This window comes from Nocardiopsis oceanisediminis (genome assembly GCF_048595525.1).
Lineage (GTDB): Bacteria > Actinomycetota > Actinomycetes > Streptosporangiales > Streptosporangiaceae > Nocardiopsis_A > Nocardiopsis_A oceanisediminis.
Map to the genome: position 1 here is coordinate 5,122,824 of NZ_JAFMZJ010000001.1, position 17,323 is coordinate 5,140,146.

At 74.9% G+C, this 17,323-nt stretch carries 16 protein-coding genes; all 16 read right to left on the bottom strand.

Annotated elements, in window-relative coordinates:
- Positions 1–111: 111 nt before the first annotated feature.
- On the bottom strand, positions 112–645 hold the full coding sequence (locus J0910_RS22400; protein WP_420160505.1) for an arginine repressor: 534 nt from the start codon (positions 643–645) through the stop codon (positions 112–114).
- On the bottom strand, positions 642–1,592 hold the full coding sequence (gene argF, locus J0910_RS22405; protein WP_420160506.1) for an ornithine carbamoyltransferase: 951 nt from the start codon (positions 1,590–1,592) through the stop codon (positions 642–644). Before argF ends, J0910_RS22400 begins: the two co-directional genes overlap by 4 nt.
- Positions 1,589–2,800: an acetylornithine transaminase gene (locus tag J0910_RS22410; RefSeq protein WP_420160507.1), complete on the bottom strand. Its 1,212-nt coding sequence runs from the start codon at positions 2,798–2,800 to the stop codon at positions 1,589–1,591. Before J0910_RS22410 ends, argF begins: the two co-directional genes overlap by 4 nt.
- Complete coding sequence (gene argB / locus J0910_RS22415; protein ID WP_420160508.1) at positions 2,797–3,711, bottom strand: acetylglutamate kinase; 915 nt, start codon at positions 3,709–3,711, stop codon at positions 2,797–2,799. Before argB ends, J0910_RS22410 begins: the two co-directional genes overlap by 4 nt.
- Complete coding sequence (argJ, locus tag J0910_RS22420; protein ID WP_420160509.1) at positions 3,708–4,859, bottom strand: bifunctional glutamate N-acetyltransferase/amino-acid acetyltransferase ArgJ; 1,152 nt, start codon at positions 4,857–4,859, stop codon at positions 3,708–3,710. Before argJ ends, argB begins: the two co-directional genes overlap by 4 nt.
- A gap of 41 nt (positions 4,860–4,900) precedes the next feature.
- Positions 4,901–5,932 (bottom strand): N-acetyl-gamma-glutamyl-phosphate reductase, encoded by a 1,032-nt coding sequence (gene argC, locus J0910_RS22425; RefSeq protein ID WP_420160510.1) that lies wholly within the window; start codon positions 5,930–5,932, stop codon positions 4,901–4,903.
- 85 nt (positions 5,933–6,017) lie between these two features.
- A complete protein-coding gene (locus tag J0910_RS22430) occupies positions 6,018–7,454 on the bottom strand; it encodes an NAD(P)/FAD-dependent oxidoreductase (protein ID WP_420160511.1) in 1,437 nt (478 codons plus the stop codon).
- Between the two features lie 87 nt (positions 7,455–7,541).
- Positions 7,542–8,030: a MarR family winged helix-turn-helix transcriptional regulator gene (locus J0910_RS22435; RefSeq protein ID WP_420160512.1), complete on the bottom strand. Its 489-nt coding sequence runs from the start codon at positions 8,028–8,030 to the stop codon at positions 7,542–7,544.
- A gap of 177 nt (positions 8,031–8,207) precedes the next feature.
- Positions 8,208–9,431, bottom strand: coding sequence for an aminotransferase family protein (locus J0910_RS22440; protein WP_420160513.1), 1,224 nt, complete (start codon positions 9,429–9,431; stop codon positions 8,208–8,210).
- 423 nt (positions 9,432–9,854) lie between these two features.
- Positions 9,855–12,353, bottom strand: coding sequence for a phenylalanine--tRNA ligase subunit beta (gene pheT, locus J0910_RS22445; protein WP_420160514.1), 2,499 nt, complete (start codon positions 12,351–12,353; stop codon positions 9,855–9,857).
- The gene (gene pheS, locus J0910_RS22450; protein WP_420160515.1) at positions 12,353–13,468 is read right to left on the bottom strand and encodes a phenylalanine--tRNA ligase subunit alpha; all 1,116 of its coding nucleotides are present in this window, start codon (positions 13,466–13,468) and stop codon (positions 12,353–12,355) included. The genes pheT and pheS overlap by 1 nt, the downstream gene beginning before the upstream one ends.
- Positions 13,469–13,604: 136 nt before the next feature.
- Positions 13,605–14,681: a sensor histidine kinase gene (locus J0910_RS22455; protein ID WP_420160516.1), complete on the bottom strand. Its 1,077-nt coding sequence runs from the start codon at positions 14,679–14,681 to the stop codon at positions 13,605–13,607.
- A gap of 168 nt (positions 14,682–14,849) precedes the next feature.
- Entirely contained in the window at positions 14,850–15,674 is an 825-nt protein-coding gene (locus J0910_RS22460) for a TrmH family RNA methyltransferase (protein WP_420160517.1), read from the bottom strand.
- 17 nt (positions 15,675–15,691) lie between these two features.
- The gene (rplT, locus tag J0910_RS22465; protein ID WP_017595132.1) at positions 15,692–16,075 is read right to left on the bottom strand and encodes a 50S ribosomal protein L20; all 384 of its coding nucleotides are present in this window, start codon (positions 16,073–16,075) and stop codon (positions 15,692–15,694) included.
- A gap of 103 nt (positions 16,076–16,178) precedes the next feature.
- Entirely contained in the window at positions 16,179–16,370 is a 192-nt protein-coding gene (rpmI, locus tag J0910_RS22470) for a 50S ribosomal protein L35 (RefSeq protein WP_420160518.1), read from the bottom strand.
- 132 nt (positions 16,371–16,502) lie between these two features.
- A complete protein-coding gene (gene infC, locus J0910_RS22475) occupies positions 16,503–17,105 on the bottom strand; it encodes a translation initiation factor IF-3 (protein ID WP_420162059.1) in 603 nt (200 codons plus the stop codon).
- Positions 17,106–17,323: the final 218 nt, after the last annotated feature.

A 17,323-nucleotide genomic window follows, 5' to 3' on the forward strand; every position in this document is an offset into this window, starting at 1 on the left:
GGCCCCGCGCCCGCCGGGGGCCGCGGGGCCGCGTCCCGGTCCGGGGCCGGCCGGGGAGGCCGCCGGCCTCCCCCGTGCACCGATCGTGCCACCGCGGCGGCGCGCCGCGGGTCAGGTCCTGCGATCGGCCAGCCGGAGCAGCGCCGCGGCGAGCTCCTCGCCGCCCTGGGGGTCGCGGGAGACCACCAGGATGGTGTCGTCCCCGGCGATGGTGCCGAGGATGGCCGGGAAGTCGGTGTGGTCGATCGCCGAGGCCAGGTACTGGGCGGCCCCGGGCGGGGTGCGGACCACCACCATGTTGGCCGAGGCCTCCGCCGAGACCAGCAGCTCCTCGGCGATCCGGGTGAGCCGGGAGCCGGCCGAGGCGCCCAGGTCCAGCCCGCCGCCGCCGGCCCGCTGCAGCCGCTCGCCGCCCTCGCCGGGCAGCCGGTAGATGAGGTCCCCGTCCGGGGTGCGCAGCTTCACCGCGCCGAGCTCGTCCAGGTCCCGGGAGAGGGTGGCCTGGGCGACCTGCACGCCGGCCTCGGCGAGCAGCCGGGCCAGTTCGCCCTGGGACCGGACGTCGTTGCGGGTCAGCACCTCGGTGATCCGGGCGTGCCGCGCGGCCTTGGTCATCGGGGCCGAGAGGGCGCCCTCCGAGCTCATCGTCGCCTCTCCTCCCGGGCGGCGTCCAGCAGGAAGCAGAGCAGGGCCTTCTGGGCGTGCCTGCGGTTCTCCGCCTCGTCCCAGACCGCGCTGGCCGGGCCGTCCAGGACCGAGGCGGTGATCTCCTGGCCGCGGTAGGCGGGCAGGCAGTGCAGCACGACCGCGTCGTCGGAGGCGAGGGCCAGCCGGGCGTCGTCGACCGCGAAGCCGAGGAAGGGGGCGACCCGGTCGGCGGCCTCGGCCTCCTGGCCCATCGAGGTCCAGGCGTCGGTGGCGAGCACGTCGGCGCCGGCGGCGGCCTCGTCCGCGGAGCCGAGCACGGTGGCCGACCCGCCGGTCTCGGCGGCGATCGCCTCGGCGCGGGCGAGCACCGCCGGGTCGGGCCGGTAGCCCTCGGGGGCGGCGATCCGCACGTGCATCCCGGCGGTGGCGCCGCCGAGCAGGTAGGAGTGGGCCATGTTGTTGGCGCCGTCGCCGAAGTAGGCGAGGACGAGGCCCTGGGTGCGGCCCCTGCGCTCGCGCACGGTCTGCAGGTCGGCGAGGATCTGGCAGGGGTGGTAGGTGTCGGAGAGCGCGTTGACCACCGGCACCGAGCTGTGCCGGGCCATCTCCTCCAGGCCCTCCTGGGCGAAGGTGCGCCAGACGACCGCGGCGACCTGGCGCTCCAGCACGCGGGCGGTGTCGGCGACGGGTTCGCCGCGGCCCATCTGGCTGCCCTGGGAGTCGATCACCAGGGGCTGGCCGCCGAGGTCGGCGATGCCCACCGCGAAGGAGATCCGGGTGCGGGTGGAGGCCTTGTCGAAGATGACGGCGACGGTCTCCGGGCCCTCCAGCGGGCGCCGGGAGAACCGGTCCTGCTTGAGGGCGTCGGCCAGGTCGAGGACCTTCGCCTGCTCCGCGGGGGTCAGGTCGTCGTCGCGGAGGAAGTGCCGGACGGTGGAGGTCATGCGGTCACCTCGTCGAGGATGGCGGGCAGCGCGCCGGTGAACTCCCGGGCTTCGGCTGCGGTGAGGATGAGCGGAGGGGCGAGCCGGATCACGGCGGGGGCGACGGCGTTCACCAGGAAGCCGTGCCGGGCGGCCGCGGCCTGCACCGCGGGGGCGGCCTCGGAGGACAGCTCGACGCCGAGCCACAGCCCGGTGCCGCGCACCCCGGCGATCAGCGGGTGGTCCGCGGCGCGGATGCCCTCGGCGAGCAGCGCGCCGGTGGCAGCGGCGTTCTCCAGCAGGCCGTCGGCCTCGACGGTGTCGAGCACCGCCAGGGCCGCGGCGGCGGCGACCGGGTTGCCGCCGAAGGTGGAGCCGTGGTCGCCCTTGGCGAAGGCGGCGGCGTAGCGGCCGAAGCCGACGCAGGCGCCGATCGGCAGCCCGCCGCCGAGCCCCTTGGCCAGGGTGAGGATGTCGGGGCGGACGCCCTCGGCCTGGTGGGCGAACCAGTGGCCGGTGCGGCCGATGCCGCTCTGGATCTCGTCGAGCACGAAGGCGGCGCCCGCGGCGTCGCAGATCTCGCGGACCCGGGCCAGGTGGCCGGCGGGCGGGACCACCACGCCGGCCTCGCCCTGGGCGGGCTCCACGAAGACCGCGGCGACGGTCTCGTCGACCGCGGCGGCCAGCGCGTCGGCGTCGCCGTACGGGACGAACCGCACCTCGGTGCCGAACGGGCCGAACGGCTCGCGGATGGCGGCCTTGCCGGTGAGCGCGAGGGCGCCGGCGCTGCGGCCGTGGAAGCCGTTCTCGGTGGCGACGAAGGCGGTGCGGCCGGGGCCGGCGGCGCGCTTGGCCAGTTTGGCCGCGGCCTCGTTGGCCTCGGTGCCGGAGTTGGCCAGGAAGACCCGGGCGGTGGTGTCGCCGAGCAGCGCCTGGAGCCGCTCCGCCAGTTCCACCTCGCGCTCGTGCAGGAACAGGTTGGAGGTGTGGGCGAGCGCCGCGGCCTGCTCGGCGACGGCCTTGGCCAGCGCGGGGTGGCCGTGGCCGAGGGCGGAGACGGCGATGCCGGCGATCAGGTCGAGGTACTCGCGGCCGTCGGCGTCGGTGGCCCTGCTCCCCTCGCCGCGGGCCAGCGCCAGGGGCGGCACCCCGTAGTTGGGCATCAGGGCCGCTTCGAAGCGGGCCTGCAGGGCCCGGGTCGCGGGCCCGGGGGTTCTGTCGGTGGTCATGCCGGGACGCCTCCGAGGGGCCGGTCTGCTTCGGCGACGACCATGGTGCCGACGCCGTCGTTGGTGAAGACCTCCAGGAGCATGGAGTTGGGGGTGCGGCCGTCGAGGACGTGCGCCTGGGGGACGCCGCCGCGCACGGCGCGCAGGCAGGCCTCCATCTTGGGGACCATGCCCGAGGCGAGCTCCGGGAGGAGGGCCTCCAGTTCGGAGGCGGTGAGCCTGCTGATCAGCTCCTCGCAGGCGGGGTAGTCGGCGTAGAGGCCCTCGATGTCGGTGAGCATGATGAGCTTGCTCGCCTCCAGCCCGACGGCCAGCGCCGCCGCCGCGGTGTCGGCGTTGACGTTGTACACGGTCTCGCCGTCGCCCTGGGCGCGGGCGACGCTGGAGACGACCGGGATGCGGCCGTCGTCGAGCAGCGTGGCGACCACTCCGGCGTCGACGTCGACGACCTCGCCGACCAGGCCGATGTCGACCGGTTCGCCGTCCACCAGGGCGGGCTTGCGCTCGGCGGTCATCAGCCGGGCGTCCTCGCCGGAGATGCCGACGGCGAACGGGCCGTGCCGGTTGATCCGGCCGACGATGTCCCGGTTGACCTGGCCGACCAGGACCATCCGGACGATGTCCATGGTGGCCTCGTCGGTGACCCGGAGCCCGCCGGCGAACCGGCTCTCCAGACCGACCCGCTCCAGGTGGGCCTTGATCTGCGGGCCGCCGCCGTGCACCACGACCGGGCGGAGCCCGGCGTAGCGGAGGAAGACGACGGTCTCGGCGAAGCGGTCCTGCAGCTCGGGGTCGGTCATGGCGTTGCCGCCGTACTTGACGACGACGGTGCGCCCGTGGAAGCGGCTCATCCAGGGGAGCGCCTCGATCAGGGTGTCGGCCTTGTCCATGGCCTGCTTGCGGGAGTTCATGAGGAGTACGCCGAGTTCTCGTGGACGTATTCGTTGGTGAGGTCGGTGGTCCACACGGTGGCCGAGGCGCCGCCGGCGGACAGGTCGACGGTGACGGTGACGTCCCGGCCGGTGAGGTCGACCCGGGAGCGGTCCTCGCCGACGCCGCCCTTGCGGCAGACCCACACGCCGTTGATGGCGACGTCGAGCCGGTCCGGTTCGAAGGCGGCGGAGGTGGTGCCGACCGCGGCCAGCACCCGGCCCCAGTTGGGGTCCTCCCCGTACATCGCGCACTTGAAGAGGTTGTTGCGGGCCACCGCGCGGGCCGCCTCCAGGGCGTCGTCCTCGTCGGCGGCGCGGATCACCTCGATGGCGATGGACTTGGTGGCGCCCTCGGCGTCGGCGACCATCTGCCGGGCGAGGTCGTCGCAGACCTCGGCGAGCAGCGCGGCGAAGGCCTGCTCGTCGGGGGCGGTCCCGGAGGCGCCGGAGGCCATCAGCACCACGGTGTCGTTGGTGGACATGCAGCCGTCGGCGTCGATCCGGTCGAAGGAGGCGGCGGTGGCGGCGCGGAGCAGCCGGTCGCACTGCTCGGCGGTGAGGTCGGCGTCGGTGGTGACCACGGCGAGCATGGTGGCCAGGGCGGGGGCGAGCATGCCGGCGCCCTTGGCCATGCCGCCGACGGTGTAGCCGTCGCCGCGGCGGAAGGAGATCTTGGCGACGCTGTCGGTGGTGCGGATCGCGTCGGCGGCGTCCAGGCCGCCGTCCCGGGCGGCCGCGGCGACGGCGGTGTCCACCCCGGAGAGCAGTTCGGGCATGGGCAGCCGCTCGCCGATCAGGCCGGTGGAGCAGACCAGGACCTCGGCGGCGGAGTCGCCCAGGGCGTCGGCGGTCCGCTCGGCGGTGGTGTGCGCGTCGGCGAAGCCGGGCGCGCCGGTGCAGGCGTTGGCGCCGCCGGAGTTGAGCAGCACGGCGCGGACCCGGCCGCCCTTGGCGACCTGCTCGGACCAGAGCACGGGGGCGGCCTTGACCCGGTTGCGGGTGAAGACGGCGGCGGCGGCGCGGGACGGCCCGTCGTTGATCACGACGGCGACGTCCCGGGCGTCGTCGGACTTGAGGCCGGCGGCGACGCCGGCGGCACGGAAACCGCGGGGTGCGGTGACGCTCACGGTGGGGCCTTTCGGGCGTGAAGGGTTCGGAGGGGCGCCGGTCAGGGGGCGACGGCGGCGGTGGGCAGGCCGGCGGTCTCGGGGAGGCCGAGCGCGATGTTGGCGCTCTGCACCGCTCCGCCCGCCGTCCCCTTGGCCAGGTTGTCGAGGGCGGCGCAGGCGACCATCCGCCCGGCGGCCTCGTCGACGGTGACCTGGACCAGGGCCGTGTTGGCGCCCAGGGTCATGCCGGTGGTGGGCCAGGTGCCCTCGGGCAGCAGGTGCACGAAGGGCTCGGCCTCGAATCGTCGCTCGTAGGCGGCGCGGACGGCCGCGGCGCCGGTGCCGGGTGCGATCCGGGCGGTGCAGGTGGCCAGGATGCCGCGGGGCATCGGGGCGAGGACCGGGGTGAAGGAGAGGGTGACCGGGCCGCCGGCGACCCGGGACAGGTTCTGCACGATCTCCGGGTTGTGCCGGTGCACGCCGCCCACGCCGTAGGGCGCGACCGATCCCATGACCTCGCTGCCGAGCAGGTTGGGTTTGAGCGAGCGGCCGGCGCCGGAGGTGCCGGTGACCGCGACGACCACCAGGTCCTCGGCGGAGGCCAGGCCGTCGGCGAGCGCGGGGAGGAGCGCGAGGGTGGCGGTGGTGACGTGGCAGCCGGGCACCGCGACCCGGCGGGCCCCGGTGAGCGCCTCGCGCTGCCCGGGCAGCTCGGGCAGGCCGTAGGGCCAGGTGCCGGCGTGCTCGGAGCCGTAGAACCGCTGCCAGGCGTCGGCGTCGGCGAGCCGGAAGTCGGCGCCGCAGTCGACGATGAGCGCGGCGTCGCCGAGGGCGGTGGCGATCTCGGCGGAGCGGCCGTGCGGCAGGGCGAGGAAGACAACGTCGTGGCCGGCGAGCACCTCGGGGGTGGTCTCGGCGAGGACGCGGTCGGCCAGCGGGGCCAGGTGGGGCTGGTGCTCGCCGAGGCGGGTGCCGGCGTTGCCGCCCGCGGTCACCGCGCCGATCTCGATCGACGGGTGGCCGAGCAGGATGCGCAGCAGCTCGCCTCCCGCGTAGCCGCTGGCTCCGGCGATCGCCGCCGTGTACCCCATGCTCGCAACTCCCGTCCAGGTGCCGTCAGGTCCCGATGGGACCATCATGCACCCGACTGGAATTTTATGCAACCTACTGGATAAATTATCTATGCCCGGTGATCCTGGAGGCGACCGCGGCCAGCCGCGAGGTGGTGGACAGCCGGCTGGTCTCCCGGCGGTCGGCGCCCCGGTAGAGGCCGTGCGCGACCTTGCCGCCCAGCCGGCGCAGCGGGTGCGCGGCGCCGTCGGCACCGGAGGCCCAGGGCAGCCGGGCCAGGTCGCCGCGCTCGCCCAGGACCAGGTCGCGCAGGGTCCGCCCGGCCAGGTTGGCCAGCGCGACGCCGCTGCCGGAGTAGCCGCCTGCCCAGGCCAGCCCGGTCGCGCCGTCCAGCCCGACCCGGGGGCGGCGGTCCGCGGGCACCCCGGTCGGCCCGGCCCAGGCGTGCGCCACCGGGACCTCGGCGGCGGCCGGGAACATCCGCGCCAGCACCCGCCACAGCTCGGCGATGGCCTGCGGCGGAGCCGCCCCGGCGGCGGCCCCGGCGCCCATCCGGTGCGGCGCCCCGCGGCCGCCGAGCGCGATCCGGCCGTCCGCGGTGCGCTGGGCGAAGACCGGCGAGTGCGCCGCGTCGGAGAGCACCTGGCCGCCCTCCCAGCCGATGTGCTCCCACATCTGCTCGGGGAGCGGCTCGGTGGCGATCATCGCGCAGGCCTCCGCGGCCCATTCGGCCCGGCCCTCGCCGAGCCCGCCGGCGTAGCCCTCGACGGCCTGCACCACGACGTCGGCCCGGACCTCCCCGGCCGGGGTGAGCGCCGCGGGGCGGGTCTCGCCCTCCCGCGGCCGGACCCCGGTGACCTCGGTCCCCTCGAACAGGTCGGCGCCCAGCCGCCGCACCGCCCCGGCCAGCCCGGCGGCGAGCCGGCCCGGGTCGATCCGGGCGGCGTGCGGGGTGTGGGCGGCGGCGAGCTGGCCGTCCACCCGCAGCCAGGGCTCGTGGCCGTGCTCGACCAGGTGCAGGTCCTCGGGCCAGTAGCCCCACTCCTGCAGGTGCTCCACCCGCTCGTGCAGCCGGTCCTTCTGCGCCGGGTTGGTGGCGGTGATCCGCATCCCGCCCTTGACCGCGCCGGCGTCGATGCCCTCCTCGGCGACCACGTCGAGGATCTCGTCGACCGTGGCCATCAGGGCGCGCTGCAGGGCGATCATCGCGCCCTTGCCGTACTCCCGGGCGTGCTGCTCGCGCGAGCCGGGGAAGTCCGCGGTGACCAGGCCGCCGCCCCTGCCGGAGGCGCCGAACCCGGCGAACTCCCGCTCCAGCACCGCCACCCGCAGCGAGGGGTCGGCCCTGAGCAGGTAGTAGGCGGTCCACAGGCCGGTGAACCCGGCGCCGACGACGCAGACGTCGTAGTCGGCCGGGCCCGGCAGCGCCGCGCGGCGCTCGGGGAGGCCGGTGTCCCGGTACCAGAGGGACACACCTCCGTTGCGGAACTCCTCCGAGCGGGGTACAGCGCGCATCTCGGCCGCGCTGGCGAAGAGTTTCACTGGGCCGCCCCTCCGTGGCCTCTGCTGTTCTGCTGCCGGCCAAGCGTATCGGGGCGGCCCGGGCGGTGCGCGGGCAGGATCGGCCGGTCAGTCCCGCGCGCTGTCCCGCAGCCGGCGCGCCAGGGAGCCCAGGGTGCGCACCCCGTCGGGGCCCAGCACGTCCAGTACGTGCCTGCGGAGCAGCTCGGCGTGGCGGGTCTTCACCTCGCCGGCGAGCTCGCTCCCGGCGGGGGTGAGCGCGGCGTAGACCACGCGGCGGTCCTCCGGGCAGGACTCCCGGGCCAGGTAGCCCTTGGCCGCCAGCCGGTCGGCGAGCTTGGTGAAGCCCCCGCTGCTCAGGCTGACCTCGCGGGCGAGCACGCTCATCGGGAGCCGGTGGCCGGGCGAGCGCTGCAGCCGGAGCAGCACCTCGAACCAGGGCCCGGACATCTCCTCCCCGCCGGGGTGCACCCCCTCCAGCAGCAGCGGGGACACCGCCTTGAACGCCTCGACCAGCAGCCCCCAGTCGGTGATCAGCTCATCGTCGGCGGGCTCCCCCGCCGCCCGCGCGCGGTCGGCCCCCAGCGCGTCCCCCATGGCCCCGTCTCCCCGCTCCCCGCCGGCGTAAGTATCTTCCTGGTAAACTAACACCGCCGCGGAGCGCTCTGTTCCCCGCCCCGCCCGGAAGGCCCTCCGGGGCCGGGGACGCGGAACGGGGCGGAGCGCCGCTTCGGCGCTCCGCCCCGTTCCGCGTCGTCCGGGCCGCGCTCCCGGCTAGCGGGCCGCGACCGCGTCCAGGGCCGCGCGCAGCGTGGACACCAGGTGCTCGATCTGCTCCCAGGCGATGACCAGCGGCGGCGAGACGAGCAGCGCGTTCGGCACCGCCCGCAGGATCACCCCGCGCGCCCGGGCCTCGGCGAACACGTCCGCGGGGCGCACGCCCCGCTCGACCAGCGCCTCCTCGGTGAGCTCCACCGCGGCCATCACCCCGGTGCCGGAGCGGACCTCGCGCACCAGCGGGTGGTCCTCCAGGGTCCGCATCGCCGCGTCCAGGTGGGTCTCGACCTCCAGCGCGACGGTGAACAGGTCCTCGCGCTCCAGGATGTCCAGGTTGGCCATGGCCGCCGCGGAGCAGGCCGGGTGGCCGGCGTAGGTGGTGCCGTGGTGGAAGGGGTTTCCCGGGCGGTCCCAGAACGGCTCGGCGATCGCGCCGGCCGTGACGACCCCGCCCAGCGGCAGGTAGCCGCTGGAGACGCCCTTGGCGAAGACGATCATGTCCGGGCTCACCCCGAACCGCTCGATCCCGAACCAGTTGCCCATCCGGGCGAACCCGCAGATCACGCTGTCCACGATGAACAGCACCCCGTGCCGCCGGCAGATCTCGGCCACCGAGGCGAAGTACTCCGGGGAGGGCGGGTGCACCCCGCCCGCGCCGATCACCGGCTCGGCGAAGAAGGCCGCCACCCGCTCCGGCCCCACCCGCAGGATCTCCGCCTCCAGGGCGGCCGCCGAGTCGTGCGGGACCACCGAGGAGCTCTCCACCATCGGGCCGAAGCCCTCGCGGAACCGGTCCATCCCGATGATGCCGGTGCCGATGCCGTGCAGCCCGTGGTAGCCGCCGGTGCGCGAGATCAGGTGCACCCGCTCGGGCCGGCCCAGCGCCGCGAAGTACCGCCGGGCCAGCTTGGCCGCGGTCTCGATGGACTCGCCGCCGCCGCAGGTGAGGATGATCCGCGGGTCGGCGACCGGGGCGTGCGCGGCGAGCCGCTCGCTCAGCTCCAGCGCGGGGGCGTTGGCGAAGTCGCCGTAGACGGTGTAGGCCTCCAGCCGGGTCATCTGCCGGTGCACCGCGTCGGCGATCTCCCGGCGGCCGTGGCCCACGTTGCAGTACCACAGGCTCGCGGTGCCGTCGAGGTAGCGGTCCCCGGCGTCGTCCCACAGCCACACGCCCTCGCCCCTGGCGACGACGAACTTGGGGCCCTGGACGACGGTGTTCATATCGGAGAAGGTGTGCCAGAAGCGACCGGGCTCCTGCTCTCCTGACGGTACACGCGCATACGAAACCACTGTTTCGGTCATATGGCGACCTCCGAGTCGGCCGGTGCGTGCCGGGGCACGCAGAAACGCCAATTCAGACAGCTGGTCCGCGTTGTCCGGAGAGCCCGGTCCGCGGCAGGTGCCTGCAGGCTAAGTCCCGGAAGCCGCCCCGTTCAAGAGACGAAACAGGAAATCCTCCCCGGAATGACCGGGGGCATGCGCGGTACCCCCCGCCGAGAGCACTGAAACCCTTGCCCACCAGGGGAAACGGGCCCGATATTTTTTTCGCTCCCACCCCTCCGACGTGCGTGAACGGGCGCGGCGACACGCGGAGGCCCCGCACCGGGTCACCCGGTGCGGGGCCTCCTCCGCTTCGGTCCGCGGCTAGCCGCGCAGCACCGCCCCGGTGCGGCGGGCCGCCTCGGCGACGGCCGCGTCGCGGGCGGCGCCGGCCTCCTCCGCGGTCAGCGTCCGGTCCGGGGCGCGGAAGCGCAGCGCGTAGGCGAGCGACTTGCGCCCCTCCCCGGCCTGCTCCCCGGTGTAGACGTCGAACAGCCGGACCTCCTCCAGCAGTTCGCCGGCGCCGTCCCGGAGCGCCGCCTCCACCTCGCCCGCGGGCGTCTCGGAGGCCACGACCAGCGCCACGTCCTGGGTGGCCACCGGGTAGCCGGAGACCTCCGGGGCGCGCGGAGCGGCCGCGGCGCGCTCCACCAGGTCCAGGTCGACCTCCATGGCGGCGGTCCGCTCCGGCAGCCCGAAGGCCTTGACCACCCGCGGGTGCAGCTCGCCGGCGTGGCCCACCAGGACCTCCTCGCCGGAGGCGAGGACGTACACCGCCGCGCAGCGGCCCGGGTGCCACGGGGCGTGCCGGTCGGCGCGGACGATCGGCTCGGCACCGGCGGCGATGACCGCCTCCCGGGCGGAGGCGACCGCGTCCGCCCACAGCGCCGGGCGGCCCTCGCCCCACCAGCCGGCCGGCTCGCGCCGCCCGGCCAGCACCGCGCCGACCCGCATCGGCTGGTGCGGCAGGGCGGCGTCGATCCCGGCGCGCTCCTCGGCGGAGGGGGCGCGGTCCACCCCGGGCAGCGGGGCCCGCTCCGGGGCGCCCGGCACCGGGCGGTAGACCCGGCCCGCCTCGAACAGGGCGACGTCGGCGAAGCCCCGCCCGGTGTTCCGGACCAGCGTCTTGAGCAGGCCCGGCAGCAGAGTGGTGCGGAGCAGCGGCTCGTCGTCGTTGAGCGGGTTGGCCAGCCGGACCGAGGAGCGGCGCGGGTCGCCGGCCTCCAGCTGCAGGGCGTCCAGGTCGCGCTCGCCGGTGAACGGGTAGTTCAGCACCTCGGTGTGGCCTGCGGCGGCCAGCGCCCGGCCCACCGCGCGGCGGCGCCGCTGGGTGGGGGTGAGCCCGCGCCCGGCCGGGGCCCGCGGCGGCACCGACGGGATGTTGGCGTACCCCTCCAGCCGGATGACCTCTTCGGCGAGGTCGTTGGGGTCGGTGAGGTCGGGGCGCCAGGTCGGCGGGGTGACCTCCAGCGCGCCGCCGTCGGCCCGCACCGCGCAGCCGACCTCCTCCAGCCGGCGCAGCACCGCCTCCCGGGGGTAGTCCAGGCCGGCGATCCGGCCGGGCAGCCCGGCGTCGATCCGGATCGGCGCCGGCGGCGCCCCGGCGCCGATGTGCGTGCCGCCCTGCTCGGCCCGGCCGCCGCCCAGTTCGACGAGGAGGGCGGCGGCGCGGGAGGCCGCGGCGGGCTGCAGCGCGGAGTCGACGCCGCGCTCGAACCGGCGCGAGGACTCCGAGGAGAGCTGGTGCCGGCGCGAGGTCCGGGCGATGTGCGGCGCGGAGAAGAGCGCCGCCTCGATCACCACGTCGGTGCTGGACAGGCCGATCTCGGTGGCGGCGCCGCCCATCACCCCGGCGATGTTGACCGGGCCGCGCTCGTCGGCGATGACGATGTCGTCCGGGTCGAGCCGCCGCTCCGTGTGGTCCAGGGTCTCCAGCGTCTCGCCGGGGCGGGCGGCGCGCACCTCCAGGACGCCCTTGAGGGCTCCGCCGTCCCAGGCGTGCAGCGGCTGGCCGAGCTCCATCATCACGTAGTTGGTGACGTCGACGGCGAGCGAGATCGGGCGCACCCCGCACAGCGCGAGGCGGCGCTTCATCCAGACCGGGGTGGGCGCCTCCGGGTCGAAGCCGGTGACGGTGCGCAGCACGTAGCGGCCGCAGAGCGCCTCGTCGTCCACCCGGGCCGGCTGCGCGCCCTCGCCGGGGGCGATGTCCTCGGCGCCGGCCGCCGGGTCGCGGAACGGCACCCCGTAGACCGCGGCGGCGTCCCGCGCCACGCCGCGGACCGACAGCGCGTAGCCCCGGTCCGGGGTGACCGCGATGTCCAGCACCTCGTCGCGGAGCGGCAGGTAGGAGAAGGCGTCGTCGCCGGGGGCCGCGGTGCCCTCGGGCAGCACCATGATGCCCGCGTGGTCGTCCCACAGCTCCAGCTCGGAGGCGGAGCAGATCATGCCCTCCGACATCCGGCCGTAGGTCTTGCGGGAGCCGATCTTGAAGCCGCCGGGCAGCTCGGCGCCGGGCAGCGCCACGGTGACCAGGTCGCCGGCGGCGAAGTTGGCGGCGCCGCAGATGATCTGCTGCGGCTCGCCGGTGCCGTTGGCGGAGCCGACGTCGACCCGGCAGTAGCGGATCGGCTTCTTGAAGCCGGTGAGCTCCTCGATCTCCAGCACCCGGCCGGCCACCAGCGGGCCGGTGATGTCGGCGCCGACCGACTCGACCGTCTCGACCTCCAGGCCGGCCTCGGTGAGGCGGGAGGCCAGGCCGCGGGCGGTGGTGCCCTCCGGCAGATCGACGTGGGCGCGCAGCCAGGAAAGCGGGACGCGCATCAGACCTCCATCCCGAAGGCCGAGGTGAAGCGGACGTCGCCCTCGACCATGTCGTGCATGTCCTTGACACCGTTGGCGAACATCAGGGTCCGCTCGATGCCCAGCCCGAAGGCCCAGCCGCTGTAGCGCTCGGTGTCCACCCCGGCCGCGGTGAGCACCCGGGGGTTGACCACGCCGCAGCCGCCGATCTCGATCCAGCCCTCCGAGGAGCAGGTCCGGCACGGGGCGTCCGGGTCGCCGACCGAGGCGCCGCGGCACACGAAGCACTCCATGTCCACCTCGGCCGAGGGCTCGGTGAACGGGAAGTAGGAGGCCCGGAAGCGGGTCTTCAGGCCGCTGCCGAACATGCCCTCGACGAAGGCGTCGATGGCGCCGCGCAGGTGCGCCAGGGTGATGCCCTCGTCCACCACCAGGCCCTCCAGCTGGTGGAAGACCGGGGTGTGCGTGGCGTCCAGCTCGTCGGTGCGGAAGGTGGTGCCGGGGGCGACCACGTAGACCGGCAGCTCGCGCGAGAGCAGCGCGCGGACCTGCACCGGGGAGGTGTGGGTGCGCAGCACCTGCCCGGAGGGGCCGCCGGAGGGCGCCTCGACGAAGAAGGTGTCCTGCATGGTGCGGGCCGGGTGGTCCGGCAGGAAGTTGAGGGCGTCGAAGTTGTACCACTCCGCCTCGACCTCGGGGCCCTCGGCGACCTCGAAGCCCATCCCGACGAAGATGTCGGTCATCCGCTCGGCGATGGTGGTGATCGGGTGCCGGGCGCCGCGCGGGGCCCGGTCCCAGGGGAGGGTGACGTCGACGGCCTCCTCGACGAGGACGCGGGCGTCGCGCTCCTCCTCCAGGGCGGCCTGGCGCGCCTTGAGCGCCTCGCCGACCTTCTTCCGGGCGCCTCCGACGCGCTTGCCCGCCTCGGCCTTGGCCGACGGGGGGAGCGCACCGATCTCCCGGTTGGCCAGCGCCAGCGGCGAGCGGTCGCCCGCGTGCGCGGCCTTGGCCTCCTTGAGCGCTTCCAGGGAGTCGGCGGCGGCGATCGCGGCCAGCGCCTCGTCCAGCATCCGGGCGACCTCGTCCGGGTGCAGCGCGGTCACCTCGACCGGGTCGTAATCATTAGGTGCAGACATGGTTCTTTCGCCTCGCGTCCCGCCGCGCCGCGGCGGGCTCCGGTGAGCAGGGCAGGATGAAAGCGTGGTGCGTCGGCACGCGCCTGGGCGCGTGCCCGCGTGCCGGGGAAGCGCGGCCCGTCGGCTGCCGGTCCGCTCAGGCGAACTCGGGGGTGCCGGCGGGCATGGTAAATCGGAACTCGGCGCCGCCGGTGGGCGCGCGGCCGACGGTGATCGCACCGCCGTGCGCCTCGATCAGGCCTTTGACGATGAACAGGCCGAGGCCGGTCCCGCCGCGGCGCCGCGAGCGCCAGAACTGGCGGAAGACGCGCGGCACGGCCTCGGGCGGGATGCCCGTGCCTTCGTCGCGCACCGTCACGGCCGCTCCCTCCTCATGGGGCTCGATCACTACAGTGACAGTACCAGCGCCGTGCCGCACGGCGTTTTCCAGCAGGTTGGACATGATCTGCTCGATCTTGTCCGCGTCCAGCCAGAGCTCCGGCAGCGGGCCGCGGACCTGGAGCCGGAAGCCGTCGGCGGGGTCGCCGGCGGCGACCCGGCCGGCGATGATCTTGCGGACCCGCCCGGGCAGGTCGACCACGGCCCGGCGCAGTTCGAGCCGGCCGGACTCGATCCGGGAGACGCTGAGCAGCTCGGTGATGAGCCGGGTGACCCGGTCCGCGTCGGCGTTGACCGTCTCCAGCATGAAGATCTTCTGCCGCTCGGTGAGCCGGTCCCAGCGGGCCAGCACGGTCGCGGTGAAGCCCTTGACGCTGGTCAGCGGGGAGCGCAGTTCATGGGCGACGGTGGAGACCAGGTCGGCGCGGCTGCGCTCGCCGCGCTCGCGCGGGGCGCAGTCGCGGACCGTGACCACCAGGCGGGCCAGTTCCCCGGCGGGGCGGTCGCGCACGTAGCGGGCGGCCATCAGCACCTCGCGGCCGTCCGGCAGGAGCAGCCGCTGCTCCGGCTGGCGGGTGCGGGTGCGCAGGCCGCCGTAGGGGTCGGAGAGCTTCCACCAGTCGCGGCCGTCGGGGTCGGTGAGCGGGAGGGCGTCCCGGAAGTCGCGGCCGATCGCGGAGGAGGCCGGGACGCGGCACAGCCGCGCGGCCATCCGGTTGAAGGCGACCACGCGGCCGTCGCGATCGGCGACGAGCAGGCCGTCTGGTAGGTCGTCGGCTGCGAGCGCCGCGCCGGGTTCCGCCGATTGGTCGCCGCCCACGACCGCCTCCCGCACCGTGCTCCCCCTCCGCCCTCCCGCGGTGCGCAGGGGGCGTCACCCTATGTCATTACCCTGCCTTGAGCGCCGCTATCCGCGAACGACGATGACACAGAGAGTATCGGCGACGGAGGGTGCATGGGCAACCCGCGGACGACCCGTAATCCGGGTCGCCGCCGCGGGCCGCTACGACCGATCCGCATCGCGGCGCTGCTCGCGAGCGGTGGTGTAGAGGCACACCGCCGCGGCGGTGGCCAGGTTGAGGCTCTCCGCGCCGCCGTAGATGGGCACCCGGACGGCTCCGTCGGTCAGTGCGACGGTCTCCTCCGGCAGCCCCCAGGCCTCGTTGCCGAAGACCCAGGCCACCGGGCCGTCCAGGGCGCCGGAGTCGGCCGCCTGGTGCAGGTCGCGGTCGCCCGCGCCGTCCGCGGCGAGCACCGCCGCGCCCTCGGCCCGCAGCGCCGCGGTGACCTCGGCGGCCGACGCGCCGACCACCACCGGCAGGTGGAACAGGCTGCCCGCGGAGGCGCGGACGCACTTGCCGTTGTAGGGGTCGACCGAGGCGTCGGTGAAGACGACGGCGTCGGCGCCGGCGGCGTCCGCGGTGCGCAGCACGGTGCCGGCGTTGCCGGGGTCGCGCACGTGGGAGAGGACCGCCACCAGCCGGGCGCCGGAGACCTCGGAGAGCGGAACGTCGAGGAACTCGCAGACCGCGACGATGCCCTGCGGGGTGACGGTCTGCGCGAGCTCGGCCATCACCTCCATGCTGACCCTGTGCACCGGGACGCCGGCCGCGTAGGCCGCGTCGGTCAGCTCGAGGTGGCGCTGCACCGCCTCGGCGGTGGCGAACACCTCCACCGCGGACCCGGGGCGGGCCAGCGCCTCGCGCACCGCCTGCGGCCCTTCCGCGAGGAAGCGCCGCTCGCGCTGCCGGAACGCGCGTTTGGCGAGCCGACGAGCCGCCTTGATCCGGGGGGAGCGGATGCTGGTGAACTCGTGGCCCGCCGTCACGCGATCGCCTTCGGCGCTCAGGCCGCGGCCTGCTGCCGCGCGGAGTCGGGCAGCGCCTTCTTCGCGGTCTCCACCAGGGAGGCGAAGGCGGCCTGGTCGTTCACCGCGAGCTCGGCGAGCATGCGGCGGTCGACCTCGATGCCGGAGGCCTTGAGGCCCTGCATGAACCGGTTGTAGGTGAGGCCGTTGGCGCGGGCGCCGGCGTTGATGCGCTGGATCCACAGGCGGCGGAACTGCCCCTTCCGGTCCTTGCGGTCCCGGTAGGAGTAGGTCATGGAGTGGAGCATCTGCTCCTTGGCCTTGCGGTACAGGCGCGAACGCTGGCCGCGGTAGCCGCTGGCGCGCTCGAGGACGACCCGGCGCTTCTTCTTGGCGTTGAGAGCCCGCTTCACGCGTGCCATGTGACTCCCTCAAGGTTTCCGGCGGCGCTCACCGCGCCGCCGCCGACCCGGGCGGATCCGCCCGCGGCCGATCATCGAACGTGTACGGTCGCGAAGTCCGGGCTCAGCCCAGCAGCTTCTTGATCTTCTTGGCGTCGGCCGGGGCCAGCGGGACGTCGCCGCTGAGGCGGCGGGTGCGCTTGGTCGGCTTGTGCTCGAGAAGGTGGTTCTTGTTGGCACGGCGGCGCATGATCTTGCCGGAGCCGGTCACCCGGAAGCGCTTGCCGGCTCCGCTGTGCGATTTGTTCTTCGGCATCTCGCCGTCGTCTCCTCGTCGTCGGGCGCACCTCGGCGGAGCCTCGGTGCTTCTGGTGTTCGGCGCGATGGCGCCGGGCCGCCGTGAGCGGCCCGGCGCACTGTGCTCGCGCCCTGGCGCGGGGGCGGCCGGTCAGCCCTGGCCGCTCTGCTGCTCCTCGCGCGGCTCGCGGCGGGTCCTGCCGCCCCCTGCCGCAGCGCGGGCCTCGGCCTTGTGCTCGGAGCGGCGCTTGTGCGGCCCGAGCACCATGACCATGTTGCGGCCGTCCTGCTTGGGCTGCGACTCGACCGCGCCGAGGTCGGCGACGTCCTCGGCAAGCCGGGCGAGCAGCCTGCGGCCCAGCTCCGGACGGGACTGCTCGCGGCCGCGGAACATGATCGTCACCTTGACCTTGTCCCCGCCCTTGAGGAACCGCACGACGTGACCCTTCTTGGTGTCGTAGTCGTGCGCGTCGATCTTCGGGCGGAGCTTGATCTCCTTGATGATCGTGTTCGACTGGTTCTTGCGCGACTCGCGCGCCTTGACCGCGGACTCGTACTTGAACTTGCCGTAGTCCATCAGCTTGGCGACCGGAGGACGCGCGGTCGGCGCGACCTCGACCAAGTCGAGGTCGGCCTCCTGGGCCAGACGCAGCGCGTCCTGCACGGAGACGATGCCGACCTGCTCTCCGTTGGGTCCGACGAGTCGGACCTCGGGAACCCGGATGCGGTCGTTGATGCGGGGCTCGGCGCTGATGAGACCCCTCCCTAGCCTTGTCGTGTGCGGTGGTTCGTTCCCTGATGGGGATCCGCCTTCCGCCCTTGCGGAGAAGGGTGCGGAAAAGCGAAAGACCCCGCCGGCCATGTGCAAGCGGGGTGATCCACCGGACGAGGCGAGGGGAGCGCGCACGGAGGCCATCGCCTCCGTGATGCGGCGCCCGCCGCCGACCGGAACCCGTTCGGGTCTCGCCCCGA